Here is a 24,971-nt window from a genome sequence, read left to right on the forward strand (position 1 = left end):
GCCCTCAAAGTCCTTTGGCCGGGACGTCAGGGAAGGGTTGCGAGCCGCTTGAGGTTCGAGAACTGACGGGTCTGCATCACCCAGTGTGAGGGTTCCAGGACGGCCACGCTCATGATGGGCTGAAGCCATTTGGGCTCAAGCGCCCAGTAGCCGCTGACCACCAGCCGGGTGGCCGCATGCGGCACGCTGCGCAACTCGAAACCCCAGAGCGAATCGGTGTAAAAACGTGGCCGCGTTCCCGCCGGATCGAAGGGACGCCCGCGCAGATCAAGGGACATGCGGAGGCCCAGGAACCGCTCCGGTTCAAGGGCCGCGACTTCCCACCACTCGCTGCCATCCGGCTTTGCCGCCAGATGCTGGCCGAGGGCAACGTCCTGCCACTCGGGATGAAGGGCCTCGGCGCTGCGCCGCCCAAAGTTGTCCAGACGGTCCCAGCTGTACCAGCCCGCGCGGTCGGTGCCCATCTGCACCAGCCAGGGCCACACTTGGGAAGGCGGCGCTTCGATGGTCACGGCCATGGTGGCGCTTCGGGTGCTGTCAGGAATCAGATCCGCGCCTGGGTAGGGCCCCTGCACTTCATCGGCCGTCGCGCCCCAGCGGAGCAGGCGAGGCCGCACCATCGAGAGGTAGGCGGCCGTGCAACAGGCGGCCGCCCCCGCTGCCAGCCATACACGCCTGTTCGTCCTATGCGTCATTGCAGCTTCTCCCCTCAGAATCAGGATTCGGATTGCGCGGCAGGAGGAATTCCGTAACGCCCGCCGGCACCGCCAGCAGGGGCATCAAATGACAGTGACCGTCCCTGCATCGCCGTCCACGGTCACCTTTGGGCCGTCGGCCAGCCGCTGCGTCGCGACCCCCGTTCCCAGGACCGAGGGGATGCCGTACTCGCGGGCCACGATGGAACTGTGGCTGAGCGGACCTCCCACATCCGTCACCACACCGGACGCCATCGCGAATAGGGGCGTCCATGCGGGGGTGGTCATGCGGGCCACCAGCACCTCGCCGGGCTGCATCCGGCCGAAGTCCTCCGGCCCCCGCAGGACCCGGGCCGGCGCGGTCACCCGGCCGGCGCTCGCGCCGGTCCCCTTGATCACGTCGCCGGCCTGCTGCTGCGGGCCCCCCGGCATCATCGAACCGAACGCCTTCTCCATCCACGCCTTCTGCGGAAGCATCTGCGGGGCGGCGGCCTTCGCCTGCCCGCGCCACAGCATCCTGCGTTCCTCCACGGCGGCAGCACGGACCGGACGGGGCGCGCCGGCAAGGGCCACGCCGGCTTCCGGTTCTGCCAGCCCGAAGTCCACCGCGCTTTGCAGCTCGGAAAAGCGCAGCCAGAACACGTCGTCCGCCTTGGCAAGAACGCCTGAGGCAACCAGCCGCCGCCCCAGCTCCAGCAGCATCCGCCGCAGCAACGGCCAGGCAAGTCCGACGTCGGCCAGCGCGTCCTCGCGGGCGGGCGCCGTCTCCTGCGCCCACTTCAGCAGACGGAAGAACAGTGCCCGCCGCCGCGGACCCAGCCGGCCGGCCACCTCGCGGGTGAGCGACTCCCGGCGTTCGGTCAGCTGCCGCTGCCGCTCGTGCGGGTCGGTGCCCTGCCCGCGGAGGTAGAACTTCACCGTCTCCAGCTGCGCGGTCGGGTCGTCGGCGGGAACCGGGCTGGCGAAATCCAGGTTGTAGACCGCGTGGCCGTAACGGGCCAGATGCTCCTGGAAGGTGATCCGCCATTCCTGCCAGATGGCGTCCTCCACCCCGGCCGGGGCGGAACCGGTGCGCAGGCACTTGGCGAGTTCCGCCGTCGTACTTTCCAGCAAAGCCTTCACCAGCGAGGGATCGCTGCGCGCCCACCCTGCCAGGTCGTACAGCGACTTCTCCGCCCGGATCGGTTCGCTGTCGAAGCCCAAGAGGAACTCCTGGGCCGGGGGATCGCCCTCCCGCCGGACGGTCCTGTAGAAGCCGCGGAAGGCGAGTTCGCTCATGTCGGCCATCGGGATGACGGACTGCACCGCGGTGTAGTAGACGGTGCCGGCGTCCAGGAGGGCCTGCATGCCGGCAAGCAGCTGCCCGCCGGGAAGCTCCGTGCGCGGTTTCACGGACCAGTCCTTGATGATCCGTTCGTAGCGTGGATGCGAATAGTCGCGCCAGCCATTGATGCCCATGTGCGCCTCGCCGCCGAACAGTGCGCGCATCGCAGGGATCGTCCGGGCCGTCATCCTCAGCATGGGCCAGGTGCGGTAGTAGTAATAGGCATACCCGTTGACGGTGGGGAAGCGGACGTCGCCCTCGCGCAGGGAGTGCTGGCCCAGTGCGTCGTTCATCAGGGCGGAGATGGAGCGGGACACCGAGCCGTCGATGAGGTCTGCGAAGAGCGGGGAGAGTGGCTCAGGCATCTGCTCCACGATGCTCGCCCGGAAGTAGAGGCCCTTGGGGTAGGGGACCGGCCATTCCGTGGGGACGTCCGCGGCGGGTTCGGGCAGCGCCGTGATGGGCCGGGACTGGAGCAGGAAGAACTGGCCGTCCGCACGCGCCCATTCGATGTCCTGCGGCGCGCCGAAGTGGCCGGCAATCCTTTGCCCGTAGCCGGCAAGCTCGGCTGCAAGGGCATCGTCCAGGACAGGCGCACGACGGCGGGCTTCCGGCACCTTATGCTCCGCCGTTCCGTTCTCCGTCAGGACGGTCATGAGTTCCTTGTCGGCCGTCTGCCGGGTGAGGACTTTGCCTGCGTTGGTGTCCACAGTGATGTCATCCGTGGTGACTGCCCCGCTGACCACGGCCTCACCCAGGCCCCAGGCGGCGCTGATCACCGTCTGGTCGCGTCGGCCGTTCGCGGGGTTGGCGGTGAACATCACCCCGGCTGCCTGGGCCTCCACCATTTGCTGGACCACGACGGCGAGGCGCACCTGGTCCGGCAGCACCCCTTCGCGGGCACGGTAGGACATGGCGCGCGCCGTCCAAAGCGAGGCCCAGCAGTTGATCACGGCCGTGCCCAGCGCTTCGAGTCCGCGGACGTTCAGGAAGGTTTCCTGCTGGCCGGCGAAGCTGGCGGAGGTGAGGTCCTCGGCGGTGGCGGAGGAGCGGACGGACACCGCCGTGTTTCCACCGCCGAGGAGTTGGTAGGCGTCCTTCAGTTCGACTTCGATGGCCGAGGGCATGACGCCTTTGCTAAACAGGGTCCGGATCAGCGCGGAGGCGTGCTCATAGTCCTCCGGTGAGGCGTCGGACGGGAGGTCGGCCAGCTCCTGGATGGCCTGCCCCAGATTGTTCTCCGTGACGAAAGCCGAGTAGGCGTCCGTGGTGAGGACGAACCCCGGCGGGACCGGAAGCCCGGCCTGGATGAGGCCGCCCAGGCCCACCGCCTTGCCGCCGGCGGTGGCGATGTCGCCGCGCTGCACGTCGCCCAGACCTTTGACGTAGGTCATGACGCTCCCGCCTTGCCGGCCGCCGCCGTCGTCCGCTTCCACAGCACGAACGCGAGGGCTGCCACCCACAGCAGAAATGCCCCGATGCTGATGCGCTCGCTGATACCGAGTACCAGGTTCGGTCCCGGGGCGGCCATGAACGCGATTATGCCCAGGAGCGCGGAGGCGGCGAGCGAGACGATGGAGTAGACGCGCATCCGGCCGTGGAACCCTGCCGCGACGAAGCACATGGCGGCGACCATGAGGGCGAGCTGGATGTTGGTGACCACGATGTGCATGGGGATGGAGGTGTCGTCACCGATCCGGAGCGGGAAGATGGCGCCCATGATGTTCCACAGCCCGTAGGCGATCAGCAGTCCGGCGCCGATGCGGAGGGCGCGCTTGCCGCGGACCGAGATCCAGGCGCCCACGCCGAAGGCCGTGAACACCACCGTGTAGAGCCAGGTGAACGGGGCCGTGACGCTGTAGCCGGGGGAGCCGACGGCGAAGAGTTCGCTCACCATCTGTTCGCTGCGGCGGTACCCTGCCCACTGGGATGCCGCGATGCCGTCGGTGAACACCACATAGAGCACCGAGGACAGCGGCCCGGCGGCGAGGAGGCCGGTGCGCAGCGCGTCACTGTGTTGGCCTTCGAGCGCCGGCGCCCGACGGCGGCGGGGGAGCCGTCCTCCTGCAACAGACATGATCGGAAGTCCTTTGAGCCCGCGCTCAGGAAAGCGGATCAGCGCAGGGCACGCGGGCGAAAGCCCCGACGCCTACCTGTTCCAGCGTCGTCCCGGCCCCGGCCCGTTGCTAGGGCCGAACGGCCCAGGCGGCCACTGTCCTTTCCGAGAGTTGAACCTCCGTACGTGGGGCGCCCTGCCCCACTTCTGCTATTGGGTATGCCGGTGCATTGACTGCCCCTGAGCCGGGGCATACGGTCCGCGTTAACGGCGTCAAGCATTCACATTTCGCGGGTGCAGCGCCGCAGTGGAGATGCCGGAAGGGAAAGGCCATGCCGAAGTATATGTTTGAAGCGACGTACCTGGGACAGGGCATCCAGGGGCTCATGCGGGAAGGCGGCACCGCCCGGCGCGATGCCCTGTCGGAGGCGCTGAAATCCGTGGGTGGAACGCTGGAGAGCTTCTATTACGCCTTTGGGTACTACGACGTGCTGGGCGTTTTCGAGGCGCCCGATGATGCGAGTGCGGCAGCACTGTCGCTGCTCATCAACTCGACCGGAAACGTCAACGTCCGGCTGAAGCCGCTCCTCACAGTGGAGGACCTCGACGAAGCGGTGAAGAAGACGCCGTCCTACCGGGCGCCGGGGCAGTAGGGCGGTCAGGCGCCTGAGGCACGTCCCGCCGTCGGAAATTACGACGGCGGGCTGCCGGCTCCGCGGGATGGCTTGCAGCACGCCGCAAGGGCCTAAGTCCCGGTGCCGGCAGGCTTTTCGCGAACGGATTCCAGGACACACAAAACCTGCAGGTACCTTCGCGATCTCGCTAAGAGAAGGCTCGGACATTCCCATGTCCTGAACAACCCGGCGTCATCTGATGGTTACCTGCAGGCGCTTTAAGTCTAGGACCGGACCGGCCGGTCGAAACAGGGCTTAAGTCCCGTCCTGGCGGGAGGTTCCGGGAGTTTATTGCTACCCAGCGCGGCGTCACCACGTCACAGTGCCGGTGGCCCCGTCCACTGTCACCACCTGGCCGTCGCGCAGCTGAGTGGTGGCGTCGGCGACGCCCACCACGGCGGGGATCCCGTACTCCCGCGCCACCACCGCACCGTGGGAAATGACACCGCCCATCTCCATGACCAACGCTCCTGCCGTCATGAACAAGGGGGTCCAGCCCGGATCGGTGGAGGGGGCCACCAGGATTTCCCCCGGTTCCACGTGGGCGCCCACGGGATCCAGGATCACCCGGGCCTTGCCTGTGGCGGTGCCGGCCGACGCCGGCGTCCCCGTGAGGCGGTCGACGGCGGCAGCCTGGGAAAGCGCGGCGGTCCGGGCCGCCGCGGCAGCCTCCACGTCGGTGCCGTCCGAGAGCAAAAGGCGCGGGACGTGGCGGCGCCGCAGCTCGACGCCGTACATCCGGCGGCGCTCCGCCACCAGCTTCCGGAGGTCCGCCCCGCGAAGGGCCACGCGCAGTTCGTCGAAGTCCAGGAAGAAGACGTCGCCGGCGGCGGCGATGGAGCCGGCCTTCGCCAGCTCGGCGCCGATGGCGTCGAGCTGCCGGTGCATCTCGGCCATCACCAGCACGATGTAGAACTTGGGCAGTTCCCGCAGCCCGGAGAGCTGCCGTACGCGGCGCAGGCTCAGCGCCAGCAGCTGCCCCCGCAGCCGGCTCCGGGCCGTGGCCTTGCCCACCAGTTCGCGGACGCGCTCATCGGCGTGGGCGGCGGCGCGGGCGAACTGGCGGTCCGGTGCCTGCTCCGGGTCCTGCACGCGGAGGTAGTTCGACACCATGCCCAGCAGGTGGTCCGGTTCCTCCGCCCACCGGGGCATGCCGAGGTCGATCTCCGCGACGGCGCGGTGGCCGTACCTGCCCAGGAACCCGTGCAGGCTCTCCTGGGCAACCCGGGGGAGGGTGCCCGCCCGGTAACGCGCCGCGAGCTCGTGCGGCCGCAGCTCCGTGAACACGTGCCGGGCGTCCGCGTCCTCGCTAACCGCCACGGCCAGGCGCCACAGTTCCAGGTCCATCTCGGTGGTCACGTTGTGCGGCAGCCCGCGCAGCACTGCCTCCAGCTCGCGCGGCTTGGCGATCCCGCGCAGCAGCCTGCGGGCGGCGGCCAGCATCACGTACCCGGCGGACGGACCCGGCAGGGAGGACTCGATGATCCCGTCAACCGTACTGCCCAGGACGCCCTCCGCGTGCTGCAGCCGCTGCTCGGGCGTGGCCGGTTCTGCCAGTTTCAGCAGGGTTTCCAACTGTTCCTGGTACCGCCGTGCCCGGCGCAGTACCGCTTCCGGCCGCAGAACTGCCCGGGCCATGGCGGGAAAAAGGGCAACGATCGTCCACAGGCTGCTGATTCCGGCGACCGCCTTCGCCTGCCCTGCCGCTGCCGGCGTCCCGCCGCGGCGCGTTCTGCCCCGCCTGCCGGGAGTGGACCGGACAACGCTGAACCGGGGGTCCTCCAGCAATGCGGGAAAGACCGCCGCAGACCTGCCGTCCGCCAGCGGCAGCATGCGCAGCAGCCACCGGCGGCCGTACTTGTTGCGCATCACCGGCGTCAGGTCCACATACAGGCGCAGTCCCGGGCACGCGTATTTCCACGGCCCCTTGGTGTTCCGCATGATGCCCAGGACGGACAGGCCCATGGGCGTGATGGGGCGGGTAAGCCCCTGCAGGAGGGTGGCGCAGAGGTAGGCGCGGGTCTGCCCGTCGGCGGCCCGTGCGGGTGTTGCTTCCTCCGGCAGCGGATACAGGGTGGTGATAGGCCGCGACTGGGTCAGCCACGCCTTGCCGCCGCCGTCGATGACCCATTCCACGTCCTGGGGCGCGGCCAGCAGCTTTTGGGCGGCGCTGCCGAGGGATGCCAGCTCCCGTAGCTGCACGTCGGTCAGGGTGGGTGCGCCGTCCTGCGGCCGCTGCAGGACCCGCCCGGACGCCGTGTCCAGGACAAAGTGGTCCGGATTGACCGCCCCGGACACCACGGCCTGCCCCGGGCCCGAGGTGGCATCGATGACGGTCCTGGTCCGCGTGCCGGTGACGGGGTTGGCGGTGAATAGCACGCCCGCCGTGGCGGCGGGAACCATGCGTTGAATGACGACGGCGAGGCTCACCTCGCGCTGGCTGATGCGGTTGGCTGCGCGGTAGGCCACCGCGCGGTCAGTCCAGAGTGAGGCCCAGCAGTTCCGGACGGCCTGGACGACGGCGCCGGCCCCGGTGACGTCCATGAACGAGTCCTGCTGCCCGGCGAAGCTGGCGAACGGGAGGTCCTCGGAGGTCGCCGACGAGCGCACGGCCACCGGTCCGCCGCCCATCGCGGCGTAGGCGTCGCGGACGGCGGTATCGACGGCGGGCGGTACCGGGGCTGCCCGCATCGTCTCCCGGGCTGACCGTGCGAGCTGGTTCCGTTCTTCCTCCGGAAGTCCGCTTCCGTCGTCGTGCTGTTCTTCCTGGTCAAAGCCGTTAATGCCGTCCAGGCGGGCGGCAATCTCAGCCAGCTCCTGCGGTGCGGCCAGACGGTAGGCGGCGGTGGTAACGCAGAAGCCGGGCGGAACGGGGAGTCCGGCTGTGGCGAGTTTGCCGAGGTTGAGGGCCTTGCCGCCAGCCGTTGCCAGCGGGGCAGACGCCAGCGCGCCGAAGTCCAGGATCAGGTCGGCGCCGGCGGGGTCCGGCTCGGGGCGCACGGACGTCATGTCCTGCTGCTAGCCGTTGTCCGCGCCTCCTCCGTTGTCCTCCCACATGACGTCCAGGTTGTGGAAGGTCACTGGCCCGTCGCACAGTGCGGCCATCTTGGCAGCGAACTCCGAGGTTTCCGGCCGGCCGGAATTCTCCATGGCTGAGTCGAAGGAATCGAAGTCCACGATGGTGAAGTAGTGCCCCGGGTGGTCCCTGTCAGCGGTGGCGACGATGCGGCGGAAGGTGGGCGCGGTGCTTCCCTCGGTTCGTGAGGGGCGGCCCAGCTCTTCGATCTCCTTGATGCGGGAGGACGTGAATTCGATGATCTGCACAAACCCGGCCATGGCAACTCCTCGACGGCGGTGGACTGATGCGGGTCAGGCTAGCCTCGGCGGCGGGTGGGGGACAGGGGAGAAATGCCCTACTTTGGGCGCTGTCCACGGCGCGGCTCACGCCCGCCGGTCCCCGTTCGGCTGGTGGATGCCTGCTGGTCACCTTGGAGGCTTAGGTTGAACGCGCCGCCCTATTCCGCCGCCAAGGAGCACCATGTCCACCAGACGCATTCTGACCGCCGCCTTCACCGCCGCAGCTGCCGCCGCCAGCCTCACCGCCGGCCTCGCAGCGCCGGGGCACGCCGCACCCGGCAAAGGCCAGGCCGGGGATCTGCGGGTGGCAACCTACAACCTGTCGCTCAACCGGGCCCACGCGGGCGAACTGGAAACGGACCTTTCCACTCCGGACAATGCCCAAGCCCGCACCGTGGCCGAGGTCATCCAGCGGGCGAACCCGGATGTCATCCTGCTCAACGAGTTCGACTACGTGCCGGACAACAGGGCAGTGGACCTCTTCCGCAGCAACTACCTGGCGAAGGGGCAGAACGGTGCCGCTCCGGTCGACTATCCTTACGCCTTTGTGGCACCGTCCAATACGGGCGTTCCGTCCGGCTTTGACCTCAACAACGACGGGAAAGTGGGCGGCGGGGACGATGCCCTTGGCTTCGGTGCCTTCGAGGGACAGTACGGAATGGCCATCCTCTCGAAGCACCCCATCGACACGGAAAGCGTCAGGACGTTCCGGAACTTCCTGTGGAAGGACATGCCCGGGGCACTGCTGCCGGACAACCCGGCCACACCGGAGCCGGCCGACTGGTACTCCAGGGAGGAACTTGAGGCGGTGCGCCTGTCCAGCAAGTCGCACTGGGACGTCCCGGTGACGGTGGGCGGCAAAACAGTGCACGTTCTGGCCTCGCACCCCACGCCGCCCACCTTCGACGGCCCCGAGGACCGGAACGGCCGCCGCAACCACGACGAAATCCGCTTCTGGGCTGACTATGTCACACCGGGCCAGGGGGACTACATCGTTGACGACAAGGGGCAGAAGCGCGGGCTGCGGCCCAGCGAACCGTTCGTCATCGTGGGGGACCAGAACGCGGACCCGTTCGACGGCGACTCCGTGGACTCGGCGATCACGCAGCTCGTCGGCTCCAAACGCATCGTTGACCCGCTGCCCACCTCCGCCGGCGGACCGGAAGCGGCGGTGCTGCAGGGCGGGGCCAACGCCGGCCAGAAGGGTGACCCCCGGTACGACACGGCGGACTTCGCGGATTCCGCGCCGGGGAACCTGCGCACGGACTACGTGCTGCCGTCACGGGGGACGCAAGTGCTGGACGCCGGGGTGTTCTGGCCGTCCCAGGGGGATCCGCTGTCACGGCTGACCGGTGGTTACCCGTTCCCCAGCAGCGACCACCGTCTGGTGTGGGCGGACCTGCAGATGCGGGGGTAGTCCCGGCTTCAGCGGTCGATGGTGACCTTCTGGCTGCGCTCCGCGTAGTACGAACGCAGGCCGTGCTTCACGCCCAGCCGAATGATCCAGTACAAGAACGCGGCGCCGATGGCGATCGGCACGATCAAAACTGCCGCGTTGAGCAGCATCCAACCAATATTCACAGTGTCCCCCATGTGAGTTTTTCCCAGCCTCTCACGAAAGAAGGGCATGGCGAAGGCTCCGTCCCCGGGGGGACGGAGCCTTCGGTCAAGCAGTTAGCGGGTCAGGAGTCCTGGTCCACTGAGATCACGATCTTGCCGCGGGTATGGCCCTCCATGTTTGACCGGAAGGCATCGGCGGCCTTGTCCAGCGGGAAGACCTCGGCAACCTCAACGCGGAGCTTGCCGCTGTCCGCCAGGTCGGCCAGTTCCTGCAGGTCGGAACCTACGGGGGTGACCCACATCCACTGGCCGCCGTGCTCTTCCACGTCGCTGTCGGCGATGGAGGCGTGCCGGCCGCCGTCGGCCAGGACCGCCAGGGTGGCTTCAAGGTTTCCGCCCACGAAGTCCGCCACCACCTCTACACCGTCGGGGCGCAGGGCGCGTACGCGGTCTGCGAGTCCGTCTCCGTAGGTGACGGGCTCAGCGCCCAGGGAGCGGAGGAACTCGTGGTTCTTCTCCGATGCGGTGGCGATGACCTTGGCGCCCAAGGCGACTGCGATTTGGATGCCCAGTGAACCCACACCGCCGGCTCCGCCGTGGATCAGCACGGTCTCGCCGGACTTCAGACCCAGCCGGTTGAGCACCTGGTAGGCAGTAAGTCCGGCCAGCGGCAGGCCGGCCGATTCGTTCCAATCAAGTGAGGCGGGCTTCTTGGCCACCACGCGCTCCGGCAGCGCGATGTACTCGGCGAAGCTGCCGCCGTGGACGTAGTCTTTGCGCCCGTAGGCGATGACCTCGTCGCCGGGCTGGAACTGGCGGGAGTCGATGCCGACAGACTCCACAACGCCTGCCACGTCCCAGCCGGGGATTGCGGGGAATTGCAGGTCCATCACCTGGTCCAGGCCGCCGGCCATGATCTTCCAGTCCACCGGGTTTACCGCGGCTGCCCTGACCTTGACCAGGACCATCCCGGGCCCGACCTTAGGCATCGGCTGGTCGCCGTACTCGAGGACGTCAGGGTTTCCGTATTCGCTGTAAGTGATTGCCTTCATGACTGCGACAACCAGTTGGCTTGGCCGGGCTATTCCGGATCGAGCGGGGAAGTGGCATATCGCACGCCGGGCCTGGCAGGGGTTCAGGCCCTAGACTCGGACCATGTCAGCTTTTGGGGGAAAGCCGGGCCGGCGCCGGGGCGCCGTTCTTGCAGGTGCGGTTGCGGTATTGGTCCTTGCCGGGTGTGAATACACGGGCCCGGACGAACGTGGGCCGTCGCCGACCGCCACCGTAACGCCACAGCAGCGCTCCTTTGAGGAGAACATGGCGGAGGTGGCACGGCTCCTCGGTGCCCCGCCAACTGACCCAGGCATGCCATCGGAAGCGGAACCGGTGGGAAAGTTGTTCCTGGTACTGGCGCCGGGGGACTACATGGTCACCGGTGCGTGCGCGGGGGTCTATGGTGCCAAGCTCACCATTGTGCGGGACGACGGCGTCCCGGAGGCTTCCGAATTCAGGTGCAGTTCCGCGCTGGACCGGTTCTTCAGGCACGACGGCGGGCCGGTCACCATCAGCGCCATCCCCCGCACCGGGAAACCGTCCGCCACCGGCGTCAGGATCCAGCCCAACCCGGACCCGAGGCTCTCGGAACTTGAGGACTTGTCGGAGTGGTCAGGCCAGCTGCTCCAGCCGCCGGAACGGGGTGAGCTGCGCGGCACGAACATTGCAAACGGAACCACTAAGGGCACGCTTATGGCGGAGCCGGGCCGGTACAACCTGGACTTCGTCTGCGCGGGAGCCTCCTTTGCCCAGCTGTCCTTAGCGACGTCGGCTGGCGCTGAGGTCCTGGCCCCGGTCCGGGTGCCGTGCGATGGGCGTCCGGTCAGGACTCCTCTGTCGCTGCCCACCAAGGGAGCAGACATCAGCTTCAGCCCGCTCGAAAGAACAGACACCAGGTTCACTTTCCGGCTTGTCCCGGCCGGAGACGCTGCGCCGGCCGGATAGATGCGCCGCCGGCGGGGCGAGTGCAGACTGGGCTGGCTCCTATGCCGGGCTTGTGGCTTCGAGCCACTCCCGGAAGTTTTGGCGTCCGACGGCGGAGCCCGCCGCCGGGATAAGGTTACCGTTGCGCATTGCCTTGCCCATGGGGCCGGGGAGGCGCAGCTGGACAATCCGCTTCTTCTGCCCCGTCTTCGCCAGATAGGCCGCGACCAGATCCTTAAGGTGTTCAGCCTGCGGGCCACCGAGGTCCGGTAGCCGTCCCTTCGGCCCCGCTTCAGCCGCGTCGACCAGGGCGGCGGCCACCTCCTCTGCCGCGACCGGTTGGGTGCGCATCTGGGGCACGAACACCAGCGGCCCCAGAGAGGCGGTCTTGATGGACATTGGCACGAATTCGTGGAACTGGGTGGACCGGAGGATGCTCCAGGGGATGCCGCCGTGCCGGACTTCGGCTTCCTGCGCCAGCTTCCCGGCGTATAGTCCGGAATTGGCGTTGTCAATGCCAACGATGGACAGCGCCACATGGTGCTTCACACCGGCCTTTGTCTCCGCCGCCAGCAGGTTCTGGGTGGCGTTGGTGAAGTAGTCCACGGCTTTTTTGGTGGACAGGGTCTGGATGCCGGTGACATCAATGACCGTTTCCACATTCTGCAGCGCCTGGTCCAGGCCGCGCTCGGTGACCAGGTCCACCCCTTCGCTGCGGCTGAGGCTGGCCACCTGGTGCCCTCGCCCCTTGGCGACGGCCACAACTTGTCGGCCAACGGTACCGGTTCCCCCTGCAACGGCAATCCTCATGGAGGACATCCTAAGCCGGTTCCCGTAGGAGTCAGGCACTTTGGCAAGCGGGCCGCCGCTGTAATTTAGGACGGAGTCCGGCAGGCGCGGATCAGTTGGTCAGTGAGTCGATGGCCTTGGAAGCAACCTGCATGCTTTCCCAGCCGCGACGGGCAGCCATTGCAGACCGCGCAGTCGAGGTGTCGCTGGAAACGGTGGAGCGGATGCGGGAATCGTTTCCGATGTGGCGGCGGCTGTAGGAGCCGTCGTCAGTCCCGTCCCGATAAGGAAGACACAACTGCCTGCATCGGATTACTGGGCGCTGGAACCACTATCTTAATGCGGGGTTTCCCTCTCCGGACGATAAGGCATTCCAGCTTGTTGATCGGAGTATCTCGGCACCTCCACTTGTCCACCAGTTCTTATGGGTGTGGAAGCAGTCGGCACATTAAGGCAAGTACGCAGAGGCGGACTCATCATGAATTTGCGAATAGCTAGGCCCCGGCCACCTCAAGGTATAGGCTCAGCCTGAGCCATTGGAGGGGCAATGAGTAGTGATAAGTCCAAGTTTCGGCAAGTGCTGGTTGACGTTGCGCAGTACGACAAGGACGGAAATTTCATACCCCTTGACTCTTTAAGCTCGGGTGGGGCTCGGAACGCTGACGGTTCCCTTATCACCCAATACCGCAATCCTAGGCTTGTAGAGCCAGCAAACGAACCCGAGGCCGATCGCGAGTTCGACGAGTGGCTGAACCGCGAACATGAGGCAAGGCTCAGGCGCCAAGAAGAGGCCGAGGAGCTGCGTCACAAGGAATACGCCGAAATTGCCAATCTTGTCGTCGACAATCTTGTAATACCCTTCGCCCAGAACGTCGTCATCCCGCAGGCGAAGGAGCTGTGGCGTAGCAAGGTACTTCCCGGAGGCAAACAGCTCGTGCGGCGCTGGCATCGCACGAAGAGGGGCCAGCTCGAGGTCCCGCTCGTTACGGAAGATGCGACGCAGCTTGCGGCGGAGACAAGGACGCCATTGGGAACCGGGCCCAGCACCGACCAAAACGCTGGATCAGCGGATGTCCAAAGCGGCGGCGAAGACGTCCCGTTGGTCGGCGTCATAGTGACGGACGGATGCTGGAGGCTCGATCCGCCCACGGACTCAGTGGCTTATGACGTAACAGCGACGATAGTTGACGGGCATCCGGCCGGCAGTCGTAAACGATGTCAGTGATGCTAGTCGGTGCTGGATACAGTCTTGGACAAATCGACCCACAGAAACTGTCCTCCGTCCCCTGGGATACGAGACCTCTCCCGGCCAGAGGTAGGCGCTTTGTTTCTCTGGAATAAGGGAGGCGGTCCGTCGTCTGACCTCATGTGCATTGTCAGGTGCGATCGGACCCAGGTTCTACCGAGGGGTCTGATCGGGCCGCGTCGAATCTTGCGACAAACTCCGCACGAGTGTTTCCGAGAGGAAAAGGAATGGGTCTGTCGTGCAGTAGGGGAAGGCCGGCCTCAACCAAGGGGACAGAAAGTAGTGGAAATAGATCTGTCTTTACGATAACCACGCCAGCCGGGTCGAGTTGCCTTGTTCGGGCAACGCAATCTACAACGGAATCTCTCAGCAATCGGCGCTTCTCGGCCGTCCCTAGCCTATTGACCGGGTGAGAAGCGAGGTCAATGAGATAGAAACCGTCATCACGGAGACGTTCCAACCATGGACGCTTACCGCTATGTTTCAAGACGTCGTTCGTAGTCCCGTACATCGCGGCAACCACTCCGCGGAACAAATTGTCTGGACCAAGCCGGTCGGATCGATAGAAAAAGTTGCGATTCACAGCATTGCCACCATCAGCTGGGGCGCTTTCAGCGATCATCAACAAGTTCACCCGCTCCGGCTTCCACTGCTTCCGAAGTTTGGAGTACCAGGGCTCTTCCTCTTCCACGCGTCCTCCTCATCAAGTCGGCTGGCAAACTCTCAAACTTCGCTTGGCTCAATCAGGATGTCATCGAACTTTGGGCCAGTCGACTAACCCGCTACAGCTGCCTTCGCTGCGTGCGAGGCCGCCATCCACTCGGTAAGCCAGGGCGCCCGGACGCTGGACGTGATCCGGCAGTCTGCGACGAAAGTCCCACGAGCGCCGGCGTTGATCCACTCCTGCAGCGCTGACAGGTCATCCAGCGAGCGGATGACCGCAGATTCGGCACCCAAAGCCCGGGCAACGCCGCTGAAGTCCACCTCGGGAATCAGCATCGGCTTCTCGGTCAGACCCTGCGAGCCGTACTGGTGGATCTCGGCCCCGTACGCGGCGTCGTTGTAGATCACCACGATCGCGCTGCGTGCGGCGCCGATCAGCGATTCGAGGTCGGACAGGCCCATCAGGAACCCCCCGTCGCCGGAGGCCAACACCAGGGTGCGGTCGTCCTCCACCGCACGGGCCGCCCCGACGGCGCTGGCAAGGCCCAGACCGATGGTCTGGTACGCGGTGCCCACCATCACCAGGTCCTGCGGCCGCGGGATGTTCCAGTACATGGGCGCCCACCCGATGAAGTGGCCGCCGTCCTGGACCACCGTGCGGCGCTCCGGCAGCACGGCGTCGAGCGCCGAGGCGAGGGTGCGCGGGTCCAGCCGGCCGTCCACGGTTTCCGCGGATCCCGGCTCATGCCCGGGTCCGGCGGCCAGACGCTTGCGGGCTTCCGCGCGCCAGGCTTTCGCGCGGGCCGAGTCCTTAAGCAGGGAAAGTAGCCGCGTAGCGGCAGCCTTCGAATCCGCTTGAACAAACACATCCACCCGTGGATTGGTCGGCTCCACCGCAGTATCAATCTGGATGACAGTGGCATCCGCGCCGAGCAGGTGCCGAACCGCATGGTGAACGGGCTCAGGCTCGCCCCGGCGACCAGGACCACGTCGGCCTCGCTCATGAGCGCGGCCGCGGTGTCGGTGCCGAAACCGCCGGCCACGCCCAGGTACCCCTCGCCATTGAGGAGGTTGAGCGCGAGGGCGGTTCCGGCGGTCAGTGCGCCGAGCCGGTCGGCGAGTTCGCGGAGCTCCGGCCCGGCACCGGCGAGGTGCGCACCCCGGCCGGCCAAAATCAGCGGCCGCCTGGCCCCGGCGAGGAGGCGGGCGGCCCGCGCAAGGTCCGTGCCGCCGTCGTCCGTCACCTCCAAAGCCGTCGGCTCCGGAAGCTCTTCGTCCGCAGCCTCGAGCTCGGCGAGGTCGTAGGGGATGGCAAGCACGACGGCGGTGCGCCGGGTGAGTGCGTACTCCACCGCCTGCCGGGTGACGGCGCCCGCGGCGTCGCGGGTGACGGTGAAGGTGGCCGCGCCGAGGCCGGCGGCGATGGCGGCCTGGTCCACGTCCCAGGGCCGGGCGCCGCTGGTGGGGGCGTCGCCGGTGACCAGCACGACGGGGATCTGCGCCTGGACGGCCTCGGCCAGGGCGGTGAGCGCGTTGGTGTAGCCGGGGCCGTAGGTGGTGGTGCCCGCGGCGAGCCGTCCCGAGGTCCGGTAGTAGGCGTCCGCGGCGGCGATGGCGGCGCCCTCATGCCGGACAGGGGTGAAGCGCAGGCCCCGCTGCTCCGCGGCGTCCAGGAAGTAGACGTTGCCGTTGCCCATTACACCGAAGACGTCGCTGACATAGCTGCTGAGAACCTCTGCCACGCGGCCCGAGACGGTAAGTGAAGTCATGCAGGAATCCTGTGACGCAGACCTCAGATCAGCAAGAGCCGGATTTGCGAGTGGGATTTTTGGCAGCATTTTGCCTTGTGGAGTGCAAATTTGCCCAGTTTCGTCGGAGGCACCGCTACCGCTGCACGCTTCAGGAGCCGGGACGCGGCTGTTTTCACTTCGCAGCCCGGATCAGATTCAACTGCGCGCACTAGCATGCAAGTATCAGATGAGTCGTGCCGGATACATGAGTGGGGAATGGATCGTATGGACGGGTACATGGCTTTGATACTCCTGGGCGTGCCGCTTGCTCTTGTGCTTGGCGTCGCGTGGAGAAGCATCCTCCAAGACAGGCGGGCAAAGGAAAAGCCGCCTGCGCACAGGGGAACGTTCCAGTCCCAGCGTGGCAGGGTCTACAGGGAAGGCGGAACCTACCGCAACGCTAGCCCTAGCGACGGAAGCGGAGGCGTCCTCTAATTCGGGACGTGAAGGCGTGCGCATCGGGCCCATGATGCTTACGCCCTGGGGGCACTTCGCACCGCATGCACTAGTCCGCCGTACGGGACTCCTCCTTTGACAACCGGCTGATCAGCCCGTCGTAGCGTGGCGGCATGAGTTCCAGGATGGAGATGGCGGTGCTGGTCCGCTCGATCCCGTCGATCTCCAGGATCTCGTTGGTGATGCGGTAGAGGTCGGCGGTGCCGCGGGCAACCACCTTGGCCATGAGGTCCGCGTCGCCGGTGGTGGCGTGCACCTCGATGACCTCCGGGATCGCAGCGAGCCCGTTCTCCACCGAGCCGGTCCGCGTCTGACTGATGGACAGTGAGAGGAAGGCCATCAGTTCGTAGCCCAGCGCGGCGGGGTCCAGCCTGCGGCTGAAGGAGCGGAGCGCGCCGCTGCGCTCCAGCCGCGCCAGCCGGGCGTGGACGGTGTTGCGGGCGACGCCGAGTGTCCGGGAGAGTGCCAGGGCGCTGGCTTCGGGGTCCTTGTCGAGGGCAAGGATGATCCTGCCGTCGAGCGAATCGAGGGTGCGAGTGTTCGCGATGGTCATATTTTCACCACAGGTAGTAGAAGTTGAGCAGAAGTCCCAAGCACCAGAGCGTACCTTGCATTGTGGTCTGGGTCACTTCCATGATCGGTCTTCATGAGCCCTGATCAACTCCTGGCCCCGCCGGCAACAAAGTTGCCCGCCCTCCGTAGCGCCGTCACCGGACTACCGGCGTACGTCCCGGGCCGGCGCAGCGCCGGCGCGGACATCGCCGCCCTCGCCAGCAACGAAAGCCACTACGAGCCCCTGCCCGCTGCCACCGCCGCCGTGGCCGAGGCGGCGGGCAGGATGAACCGCTACCCGGACATGGCCGCCGTCGAACTCCGCGAACGGCTCGCCCGGCATCTGGGCGTCGCAGCGGAGGAAGTGGCGGTGGGTCCCGGCAGCGTGGGCGTCCTGCAGCAGATCATCACCGGACTGTGCGACGCCGGGGACGAAGTGGTGTTCGCGTGGCGCTCCTTCGAGGCGTACCCCATCCTGGTGGAGCTGGCAGGCGCCCGGCCGGTCCGCGTCCCGCTGGACGACGCCGAGGGCCACGACCTTGACGCCATGGCCGCCGCCGTCACCGACCGCACCAAGGTCATCCTGATCTGCACGCCCAACAACCCCACCGGCGTGCCGATCAGCCACCACCGCCTCGAAGCCTTACTGCAGTCCGTCCGCTCCGACGTCCTGGTGGTGATCGACGAGGCCTACGGGGAGTACGCCGACGCCGGCAGCGTCCCCGATTCCCTAGCGCTCTACCGCCGGTACCCGAACGTCTGCGTCCTGCGCACCTTCTCCAAGGCCTACGGGCTCGCCGGCCTGCGGGTCGGGTATGCCCTTACGACGGCGGCAATCGCCGAAGGTTTGCGCCGCACCGCCCTGCCGTTTGCCGTGAGCGCGCTGGCGCAGAAGGCGGCCATCGCGTCGCTGGACGCGGGGGAGGAGATGGAGGCGCGGGTTTCCTTGGTGAAGCAGGAGCGCGCCCGGATGGCCGCGGAGCTGGAGGCCCAGGGCTGGACGCTGCAGCCGAGCCAGGGCAACTTCCTGTGGATCCGCGCCAACGACCCCCTCTTGGCGAGGCTCGTGGACGCCTTCGACGGCGCGGGCATCCTGGTCCGCGCGTACCCGGGCGACGGCGTGCGGATCACGGTGGCCGACCCCGCCTCCAACAACCGCGTGCTCCGGCTCCTCGAAGCCCATTCAGCCTGAACTTTATCCCCAAATCCGTTCCACCTACTGACTAGAGGAATCCCATGGAACAACAGACAAAGACGTCTGCCCGCGCGCTCGGTGCGGCCCTCAAACCCCGGCAGCTCACCATGATGGGGCTCGGAAGCGCCATCGGCGCGGGCCTCTTCATCGGCTCCGGCGCGGGCATCCAGGCCGCCGGCCCCGCGGTGCTGATCTCCTACCTCGTGGCCGGCACCCTCATCATCCTGGTGATGTGGGCGCTTGGCGAGATGGCCGCCGCCAACCCGGACAGCGGCGCCTTCTCCGTCTACACCGCGAAGGCCTACGGGCCGGTGGCCGGTGCAACAGTCGGCTGGCTCTGGTGGATCCAGCTGGTGGTGGTCATCGCCGCCGAGGCGCTCGGTGCGGCGGGTCTGCTGGCGACGATCTTCCCGGCCCTGCCGGTGTGGCTGATGGCCTTGGTGTTTATCGTGGTGCTCACCGCCGTGAACCTGACCAGTGTGAAGAACTTCGGTGAGTTCGAGTTCTGGTTCGCGCTGCTTAAGGTCGCGGCGATCGTCGGGTTCCTGCTGGTGGGCTTTGCCCTGCTGTTCGGTTTGATTCCCGGCGTTCAGTCGCCGGGCCTGTCCACCTTCACGGGGGAGGGCTTCGCGGTCAACGGTTTCGGCGGGATTGCGACGGCGCTGTTTGTGGTGGCGTTCGCGTTCGGCGGCACCGAGATCGTGTCGGTTGCGGCGGCCGAGACCGCGGAACCGGCCCGCAGCGTAAAGAAGGCTGTGCGGACGGTGCTGTGGCGCATCCTGGTGTTCTACATCGGTGCGATCTTCGTGATCGCGGCGGTGGTGCCGGTGGGTTCTGCCGGGCTGAAGAGCCCGTTCGCCGCGGTGCTGGACGCTGCCGGTATGCCCGGCGCGGCCACCGCCATCACTCTGGTCGCCGTCGCGGCACTGCTGTCCGCGCTCAATGCCAACCTCTACGGTGCTTCCCGGATGGCGTACTCCTTGGCAGGGCGGGGTGAGGCACCACGTTGGCTCGCGTCGGTATCAAAGGCGCGGGTCCCGGTGGTCGCGGTCCTGGCCAGTGTCGCGTTCGGCGTGGTCACGGTGGTGCTGGAGCTGATGTTTCCAGAGATGGTCCTTGGCGTCCTGCTGAACATCGTGGGCTCCACCTGCCTGCTGGTGTGGACATCCGCGCTTCTGGCCCAGCTCGTGCTGCGCCTCCGTGCCGACCGCGAGGGAACCGAGCTTCCCCTGCGGATGCCGGGATTCCCGTGGCTCACTTCGCTTGGCCTGCTGATCCTGGCGGCGATCTTCACGGTGGGCTTCATCGGCGAGGCCTCGCGACCCCAGTTGCTGAGTACCTTTGGACTCGTGGCGCTTCTGGCGTTGGGGTGCTGGGTGAACCACCGCCGGCGGGGCACTGCGCTCGTTTCCGAATCTGCTGACCGTGCCGAGTCTCCGGTTTTCGTCGACTTATGAGGAAATCGCCGTTGAGCTGGGCCGTTCGTTACGATCGGTCTACAAGCACCGGAGTGACCTTGGGCTGTCCAGGGTCCGCAAGAGCCATCGAGTGGAGAAACCATGGAAGATCCAGTAGAAGCAGACGTCACGACCGCCGAGGTGTACAGCCTTCCCGAGTGCGACTTCTGCCAGCGACAGGGAGTGGAGAAGGAGGCCCACTATGACGGCAAAACCAACCTCCCGGGCGAGCCGTGGGGCAACATGTGCGAGGAGCACTACGCCCAGTACGGCACCGGCCTCGGCCTGGGTGTGGGGCAGAAGCTGATCGTCAGCCGCGAGGACAAGGAGCAGCTGCGGGAGCAGGAGTCCGAGGCTTACCAGCGGGACCTCGAAAACGGGGATGATCTTGGCTAGGTCACAACGGTGACCTAGTGTGCATCTGCGGAGAGCGGAGGGCTTAGGATATGCGAGTGGTCTCGCTCTTGCAGACGGGAGGGATCCGATTCCACTCGCATAACCGAATATGGGGGACAGTAATGTCTAATGCAGTAACACCACCGCCCAACGCTCCAAAGCCGAAGCGTCCATGGTTCAAGAAAAAGCGCTGGTGGGCTGTCGCCATCATCCTTCTGATCATCATCGTGTCGCCCAAGGGTGGCAAGAAGGAAGAGGCTGCCAGCGTCTCGCCGACTACGCCGTCGGCTGTTGCCACCACGAAGGCGGCAGCACCGACAACCCAGGCCGCCGTCCCGACGCCGACCAAGACGGCCACCCCGGCACCGCCTCCGCCGCCTCCCGCACCGAAGGTCCCGGTCGCCTACGACTCCGCACTGACTAAGGCGTCCCAGTACTCCAGCCGGATGCACATGAGCAAGCAGGGCATCTACGACCAGCTCACCTCGCAGTACGGCGAGAAGTTCGCCCCGGATGCAGCGCAGTACGCGGTGGATACCCTGAAAGCCGATTACAACGCCAATGCCCTGGCAAAGGCCAAGGAATACCAGTCCCGGATGGCGATGTCGCCGGCCGGCATCTACGACCAGCTGATCAGCCAATACGGGGAGAAGTTCACCCCGGCGGAAGCCCAGTGGGCGGTCGATCACCTGGCCGGATAGGCTGAACCACAGAAAGGGGACCCCTACGAGGGTCCCCTTTTTCCGCTCTGTATAAGTGGTTGTCGACGGAGCATAGAGTCATAAACCTTCTGCTCGGACAAGCCGTGAAGGGGGGACGTCTCCGAGCCTTGAAGACATCGAAGCGGCGCACCGGCCTGCCAATGAATGGGCGTCGGGTTTCGTAAATAACCTTCGTGTTGCTCGCAAGTCAGCCGGGGTGTGGAAATCAGCGCAGAAGAACCAGGTCGAGCCAAAAATTGTGCTCCTCCGGTGAGTAGGGGTTCTCTTTGATTTCTTGTCTTATCCACGGATGCAGATCACCAGAGGCCCGAGCAAGCGAGCGGACGGCCGGAGCTCCCGACCCTGCTATTGGCGAGGACGACCAGAGTTGATTCACGCCTCCTTGCGACCGTGCCAAGTCGATGAGGATGCGGGCACAGGTAACCGCGTCTTCTTCCGCGTTGTGGTGTCTGAAATGGCGGCAGAGCCAGACTTCTCGCTACGTCCTTGAGTCCGAAGTTCTTAATGGGCAAAAAATTCTTGGCCAATGCCTGCGTGTCAATGGAAGTTAATATGGGCTCGGGCAAACCCCAAATAACCACACAGGTACGTGTCAGTAGTGGTTGATGGCCAATGCTGCAACGGACTGCTTGTAGCGACAGTCCGATTACGAGTGTGTACATGTGAGCACTCATCGGGCCACTCAAACCCCATCGCGACCTTCAGAGGTACTTCCCCGGTGCTCATTCCGCGGCTTCCGTCCAGAAGCTGGCTTCGTCCGGGATGATAGTGACTATTGGTTATTACCTGCTCCACCAAATACCCTGGCGAAGTGAAGACAACCGATGGGGGGTGGGCAGTTGAACAATTGCCCGAAGGCCTATACGAATTGCTCAATACCCAAGGGCTGACGGCAAGTCTGTCGAAGGTTCCTGAGCTGGAACCACACTTTGGGCTTATCGACGACGACGACTCTCCGGATATCCTCTCCCGTTACGTGGCAGACGCTGCTAGGAAGGCTCTCGCCGGAGCGAAGCCAACCGACCGGGTCGCTTTGGCGAACCGACTTCTTCAACAGCTTCGGCATGCCGACCTAATCGCGGATGTCCCTTCCCAGCTCCAGTCGCTCCACCGCCCAGATGTGCTCAAGCGTCGCCAACTCCGCCGGCCCGCCACAAGGCTGAGCGAGTCCGCCCTGCTGACCAATAGCAAGGACGACCCGAATCTCGCCGCTGAGCTCCGGGCTGAGATGGAGTCCGCCGACACTGTGGACCTTCTCTGCGCCTTTGTCCGCTGGACCGGCCTCAGACTCCTGGAGTCTGCCCTAGAGCAACTCAAGGCGCGCGGTGCCAAGCTCCGAGTCATCACCACAACCTACATGGGCGCCACGGAGCGCCGCGCAATCGATGAGCTCGTCAACCGGTATGGGGCCGAGGTCAAGATCAGCTACGAAACCCAGGCCACAAGGTTGCACGCCAAAGCCTGGCTGTTCCGCCGTGACACGGGTTTCGACACCGCGTACGTTGGCAGCTCTAACCTGAGCCAGGCTGCTCTCCTGGACGGGCTGGAATGGAACGTCCGGCTCAGCTCTGTGGCAACGCCAGCACTCCTGCAGAAGTTTGAGGTTACCTTCGACAGCTACTGGGAGCAGCGTGCCTTCCAAAGCTACGATCCGGAACGCGACGGCGAAAAGCTGGACGCTGCACTGGAGCGCAACGGCGGACGTCGCACTGCGGCCCCGGACGCAACCACCGGCCTTGAGGTTCAACCGTTCCTCCACCAGGAGGAGATGCTGGAGGACCTGGAAGCCGAGCGGCTTAAGGGTTTTAACCACAATCTTCTGGTCGCCGCCACGGGCACGGGCAAAACTGTCATCGCCGCTCTGGACTACAAACGGCTAAGCGAAACTGCGGGCAGAGACCTAAAACTGCTCTTCGTCGCCCACCGGCAGGAGATCCTCAAGCAGGCGATGCGCACCTACCGTGACGTCATGCAGGATGGCGTCTTCGGCGAACTCTACGTGGGGGAGCACAAGCCGGGGGAGTGGAAGCACATCTTCGCGTCCGTCCAGTCGCTGTCTTCCCTCGGCATCGAGCAGCTGGAGTCTGACTTCTTCGACGTCGTCGTCATCGACGAGTTCCACCACGCGATGGCGCCCACGTACCGCCGCCTGCTGGACCATCTGAAACCGCAGCAGCTCCTCGGCCTCACGGCCACACCGGAACGCGGCGACGGCGTCGACGTCGCCAAGCAGTTCTTTGAGGGCCGGACAGCAAGCGAACTGCGGCTCTGGGACGCCCTCGACGCTGACCTGCTGGTCCCGTTCCACTACTTCGGCGTCTCCGATGACGTAAACCTGAGCCAGTTGGAATGGAAACGCGGCAACTACGACACCACCCAGCTGAGTGCCCTCTACACCGGGAACGACGCCCGAGCGGCCAAAGTCATCCGCGAACTCAGGGACAAGGTCACCAGCACCGACGAGATGCGGGCTATCGGCTTCTGTGTCTCCGTCCAGCACGCCCGCTACATGGCGGAAGTGTTCAACCTAGCCGGCATTGCCTCGGTCGCCGTCGACGGCACCACTGATAATGCTGAGCGCGAGAAAGCCTTGCGGCGCCTGGGGCAGCGGGAAATCAACTGCATCTTCGCCGTCGACCTTTTCAACGAAGGGCTGGACCTGCCGCAGGTGGACACCATTCTGCTGCTCCGGCCCACGCAGAGCGCCACAGTCTTCCTCCAGCAGCTGGGACGCGGGCTGCGCCGTGCCGAGGGCAAAGCGGTGCTGACGGTCCTGGACTTCATCGGCCAGCAGCGCCGCGAGTTCCGCTTTGACCTGCGCTACCGGGCGCTAACCGGATACGGCCGCAAGGAACTGGAGAAGGCTGTCGAGGATGAGTTCCCGTACCTGCCCTCCGGGTCGCAGATCGTGCTGGACCGGGTGGCGCAGAAGGTAGTCCTGGACAACATCAAGGCACAGCTGCGGTTCAACCGGGCACAGCTGGTCCGGGACATCGCCTCGTACGCCGAGACCGAGCTGGAGGCCTATCTGGAGCGGTCCGGGAACGACGTGAAAACGATCTACCGGTCCACCAGGGACTCGTGGACCGGCTACCTCCGGCAGGCAGGACTGATCGAAGGGCTCTCACCCCTGGAGACAGTGTTGCGCGGGAAGCTCGAGGAGCTGTCGGACGCGGAGGAGAAGAAGCTGCTGGGCCGCATGGCCGCACTGATTCACGTGGACGATCCCGAACGCGCCGCCGCCTATTCCATGTTGGTAGCCCCTGACGCGCCCCGCCATGCGGAGCTCGGCATGCGCGAGCAGGCTTTTGCACGCATGCTGTTCTACACGCTGTGGGATGACGGCGGAGGATTCAAGACGTACGACGACGGCCTAGACCACCTGCGCGGTTACCAGTTTGTGTGCCGCGAGATCCGTCAGGTCGTGAAGCTGGGAGTGGCGGCGTCGAAACACGCAGCAAAGAGCCTAGGCGCTGGATTGCAGCACATCCCGCTGCTCTCACATGCCACGTACCGCCGCGAAGAGGTCCTTGCGGCGTTGCAATACGGCTCCCTGGAACAGGGCAAGAATGTGCAACACCGCGAGGGCGTCGCATGGTGTCCGGCAACTTCCACAGATGTTTTCTTCGTGACCCTGAATAAGGATGACAAGAAGCACTCGGCTACGACTATGTACAAGGATTACGCCACCAGCCCCGAGCTGTTCCACTGGGAATCGCAAAACGCAACGTCCCCGACGAGCCCGACGGGCCGCCGCTATCTTGACCGCGCTTCGCACGGCTCGAAGGTTCTGATCTTCACAAGGCACACGGCAGATGACGAGACCGGGCTGACAGTTCCGTATACGTGCCTGGGACAGGTGGATTACGTTCAGCACTCCGGGGAGAAACCCATCGCGATAACGTGGAAATTGCAAAGGCCAATGCCAGCGGATGTGTATGCGACCGCTGCCGCGGTGGCGCAATAGGTAAAGAATCGAGATGTAAGCCGGCTCTTCACGGTTTGTGGTGAATGTTCTGCCGTGAGGATGCTCATGCCGCTGTTCTGGCAGCACTGCGCAAC

At 65.8% G+C, this 24,971-nt stretch carries 18 protein-coding genes and 1 pseudogene; 9 read left to right on the plus strand and 10 right to left on the minus strand.

The window, feature by feature from the left end; all coding sequences use genetic code 11:
- Positions 1-26: 26 nt before the first annotated feature.
- The 3 genes from JCQ34_RS04825 to JCQ34_RS04835 all read right to left on the minus strand — a co-directional run bounded on the left by JCQ34_RS04825 (position 27) and on the right by JCQ34_RS04835 (position 4,096).
- Positions 27-695 (minus strand): hypothetical protein, encoded by a 669-nt coding sequence (locus JCQ34_RS04825; protein WP_286402450.1) that lies wholly within the window; start codon positions 693-695, stop codon positions 27-29.
- 84 nt (positions 696-779) lie between these two features.
- On the minus strand, positions 780-3,413 hold the full coding sequence (locus JCQ34_RS04830; RefSeq protein ID WP_286402453.1) for a PEP/pyruvate-binding domain-containing protein: 2,634 nt from the start codon (positions 3,411-3,413) through the stop codon (positions 780-782).
- Positions 3,410-4,096: a DUF998 domain-containing protein gene (locus JCQ34_RS04835; RefSeq protein ID WP_286402455.1), complete on the minus strand. Its 687-nt coding sequence runs from the start codon at positions 4,094-4,096 to the stop codon at positions 3,410-3,412. The genes JCQ34_RS04830 and JCQ34_RS04835 overlap by 4 nt, the downstream gene beginning before the upstream one ends.
- A 311-nt stretch (positions 4,097-4,407) precedes the next feature.
- On the opposite strand from JCQ34_RS04835, the gene JCQ34_RS04840 reads away from it, so the two are divergent.
- Positions 4,408-4,728 carry a GYD domain-containing protein gene (locus JCQ34_RS04840; protein ID WP_286402458.1) on the plus strand — a complete coding sequence of 107 codons (321 nt, stop codon included), beginning with the start codon at positions 4,408-4,410 and terminating at the stop codon, positions 4,726-4,728.
- A gap of 330 nt (positions 4,729-5,058) precedes the next feature.
- On the opposite strand, the gene JCQ34_RS04845 is transcribed toward JCQ34_RS04840, so the two are convergent.
- Together JCQ34_RS04845 and JCQ34_RS04850 are read right to left on the minus strand one after the other, a co-directional pair.
- On the minus strand, positions 5,059-7,758 hold the full coding sequence (locus JCQ34_RS04845) for a PEP/pyruvate-binding domain-containing protein (RefSeq protein WP_286402459.1): 2,700 nt from the start codon (positions 7,756-7,758) through the stop codon (positions 5,059-5,061).
- A 9-nt stretch (positions 7,759-7,767) separates the two neighbouring features.
- On the minus strand, positions 7,768-8,085 hold the full coding sequence (locus tag JCQ34_RS04850) for a hypothetical protein (protein WP_286402462.1): 318 nt from the start codon (positions 8,083-8,085) through the stop codon (positions 7,768-7,770).
- A 202-nt stretch (positions 8,086-8,287) separates the two neighbouring features.
- Here JCQ34_RS04850 and JCQ34_RS04855 point away from each other — a divergent pair, with 202 nt between their 5' ends.
- Positions 8,288-9,523: an endonuclease/exonuclease/phosphatase family protein gene (locus JCQ34_RS04855; protein ID WP_286402465.1), complete on the plus strand. Its 1,236-nt coding sequence runs from the start codon at positions 8,288-8,290 to the stop codon at positions 9,521-9,523.
- Between the two features lie 8 nt (positions 9,524-9,531).
- Here the strand turns inward: JCQ34_RS04855 and JCQ34_RS04860 are convergent, their stop codons facing one another.
- Together JCQ34_RS04860 and JCQ34_RS04865 are read right to left on the minus strand one after the other, a co-directional pair.
- The gene (locus JCQ34_RS04860) at positions 9,532-9,687 is read right to left on the minus strand and encodes a hypothetical protein (protein WP_286402472.1); all 156 of its coding nucleotides are present in this window, start codon (positions 9,685-9,687) and stop codon (positions 9,532-9,534) included.
- 101 nt (positions 9,688-9,788) lie between these two features.
- The gene (locus JCQ34_RS04865) at positions 9,789-10,718 is read right to left on the minus strand and encodes an NADP-dependent oxidoreductase (protein ID WP_286402474.1); all 930 of its coding nucleotides are present in this window, start codon (positions 10,716-10,718) and stop codon (positions 9,789-9,791) included.
- 103 nt (positions 10,719-10,821) lie between these two features.
- Here JCQ34_RS04865 and JCQ34_RS04870 point away from each other — a divergent pair, with 103 nt between their 5' ends.
- Positions 10,822-11,664 carry a hypothetical protein gene (locus tag JCQ34_RS04870; protein ID WP_286402476.1) on the plus strand — a complete coding sequence of 281 codons (843 nt, stop codon included), beginning with the start codon at positions 10,822-10,824 and terminating at the stop codon, positions 11,662-11,664.
- 39 nt (positions 11,665-11,703) lie between these two features.
- On the opposite strand, the gene JCQ34_RS04875 is transcribed toward JCQ34_RS04870, so the two are convergent.
- Positions 11,704-12,453, minus strand: coding sequence for an SDR family oxidoreductase (locus tag JCQ34_RS04875; RefSeq protein WP_286402477.1), 750 nt, complete (start codon positions 12,451-12,453; stop codon positions 11,704-11,706).
- Positions 12,454-12,979: 526 nt separating this feature from the next.
- On the opposite strand from JCQ34_RS04875, the gene JCQ34_RS04880 reads away from it, so the two are divergent.
- Complete coding sequence (locus JCQ34_RS04880; RefSeq protein WP_286402478.1) at positions 12,980-13,657, plus strand: hypothetical protein; 678 nt, start codon at positions 12,980-12,982, stop codon at positions 13,655-13,657.
- Between the two features lie 795 nt (positions 13,658-14,452).
- Here JCQ34_RS04880 and JCQ34_RS04885 read toward each other — a convergent pair.
- Together JCQ34_RS04885 and JCQ34_RS04890 are read right to left on the minus strand one after the other, a co-directional pair.
- Positions 14,453-16,110: pseudogene (locus tag JCQ34_RS04885) on the minus strand (thiamine pyrophosphate-binding protein).
- A 526-nt stretch (positions 16,111-16,636) separates the two neighbouring features.
- Positions 16,637-17,140: an Lrp/AsnC family transcriptional regulator gene (locus JCQ34_RS04890; RefSeq protein ID WP_286402479.1), complete on the minus strand. Its 504-nt coding sequence runs from the start codon at positions 17,138-17,140 to the stop codon at positions 16,637-16,639.
- Between the two features lie 93 nt (positions 17,141-17,233).
- Here JCQ34_RS04890 and hisC point away from each other — a divergent pair, with 93 nt between their 5' ends.
- The 5 genes from hisC (at position 17,234) to JCQ34_RS04915 (ending at position 24,876) form a co-directional block, all read left to right on the plus strand.
- Positions 17,234-18,331: a histidinol-phosphate transaminase gene (hisC, locus tag JCQ34_RS04895; protein WP_286402481.1), complete on the plus strand. Its 1,098-nt coding sequence runs from the start codon at positions 17,234-17,236 to the stop codon at positions 18,329-18,331.
- A 44-nt stretch (positions 18,332-18,375) separates the two neighbouring features.
- On the plus strand, positions 18,376-19,791 hold the full coding sequence (locus JCQ34_RS04900; protein ID WP_286402482.1) for an amino acid permease: 1,416 nt from the start codon (positions 18,376-18,378) through the stop codon (positions 19,789-19,791).
- A 102-nt stretch (positions 19,792-19,893) separates the two neighbouring features.
- A complete protein-coding gene (locus JCQ34_RS04905; RefSeq protein WP_286402484.1) occupies positions 19,894-20,187 on the plus strand; it encodes a hypothetical protein in 294 nt (97 codons plus the stop codon).
- A 122-nt stretch (positions 20,188-20,309) separates the two neighbouring features.
- Positions 20,310-20,888: an Ltp family lipoprotein gene (locus JCQ34_RS04910; RefSeq protein ID WP_286402486.1), complete on the plus strand. Its 579-nt coding sequence runs from the start codon at positions 20,310-20,312 to the stop codon at positions 20,886-20,888.
- A gap of 868 nt (positions 20,889-21,756) precedes the next feature.
- Complete coding sequence (locus JCQ34_RS04915) at positions 21,757-24,876, plus strand: DUF3427 domain-containing protein (RefSeq protein WP_286402488.1); 3,120 nt, start codon at positions 21,757-21,759, stop codon at positions 24,874-24,876.
- The last annotated feature ends 95 nt before the right edge of the window (positions 24,877-24,971 follow it).

The sequence above is a fragment of the Pseudarthrobacter defluvii genome (genome assembly GCF_030323865.1).
GTDB classification, from domain to species: domain Bacteria; phylum Actinomycetota; class Actinomycetes; order Actinomycetales; family Micrococcaceae; genus Arthrobacter; species Arthrobacter sedimenti.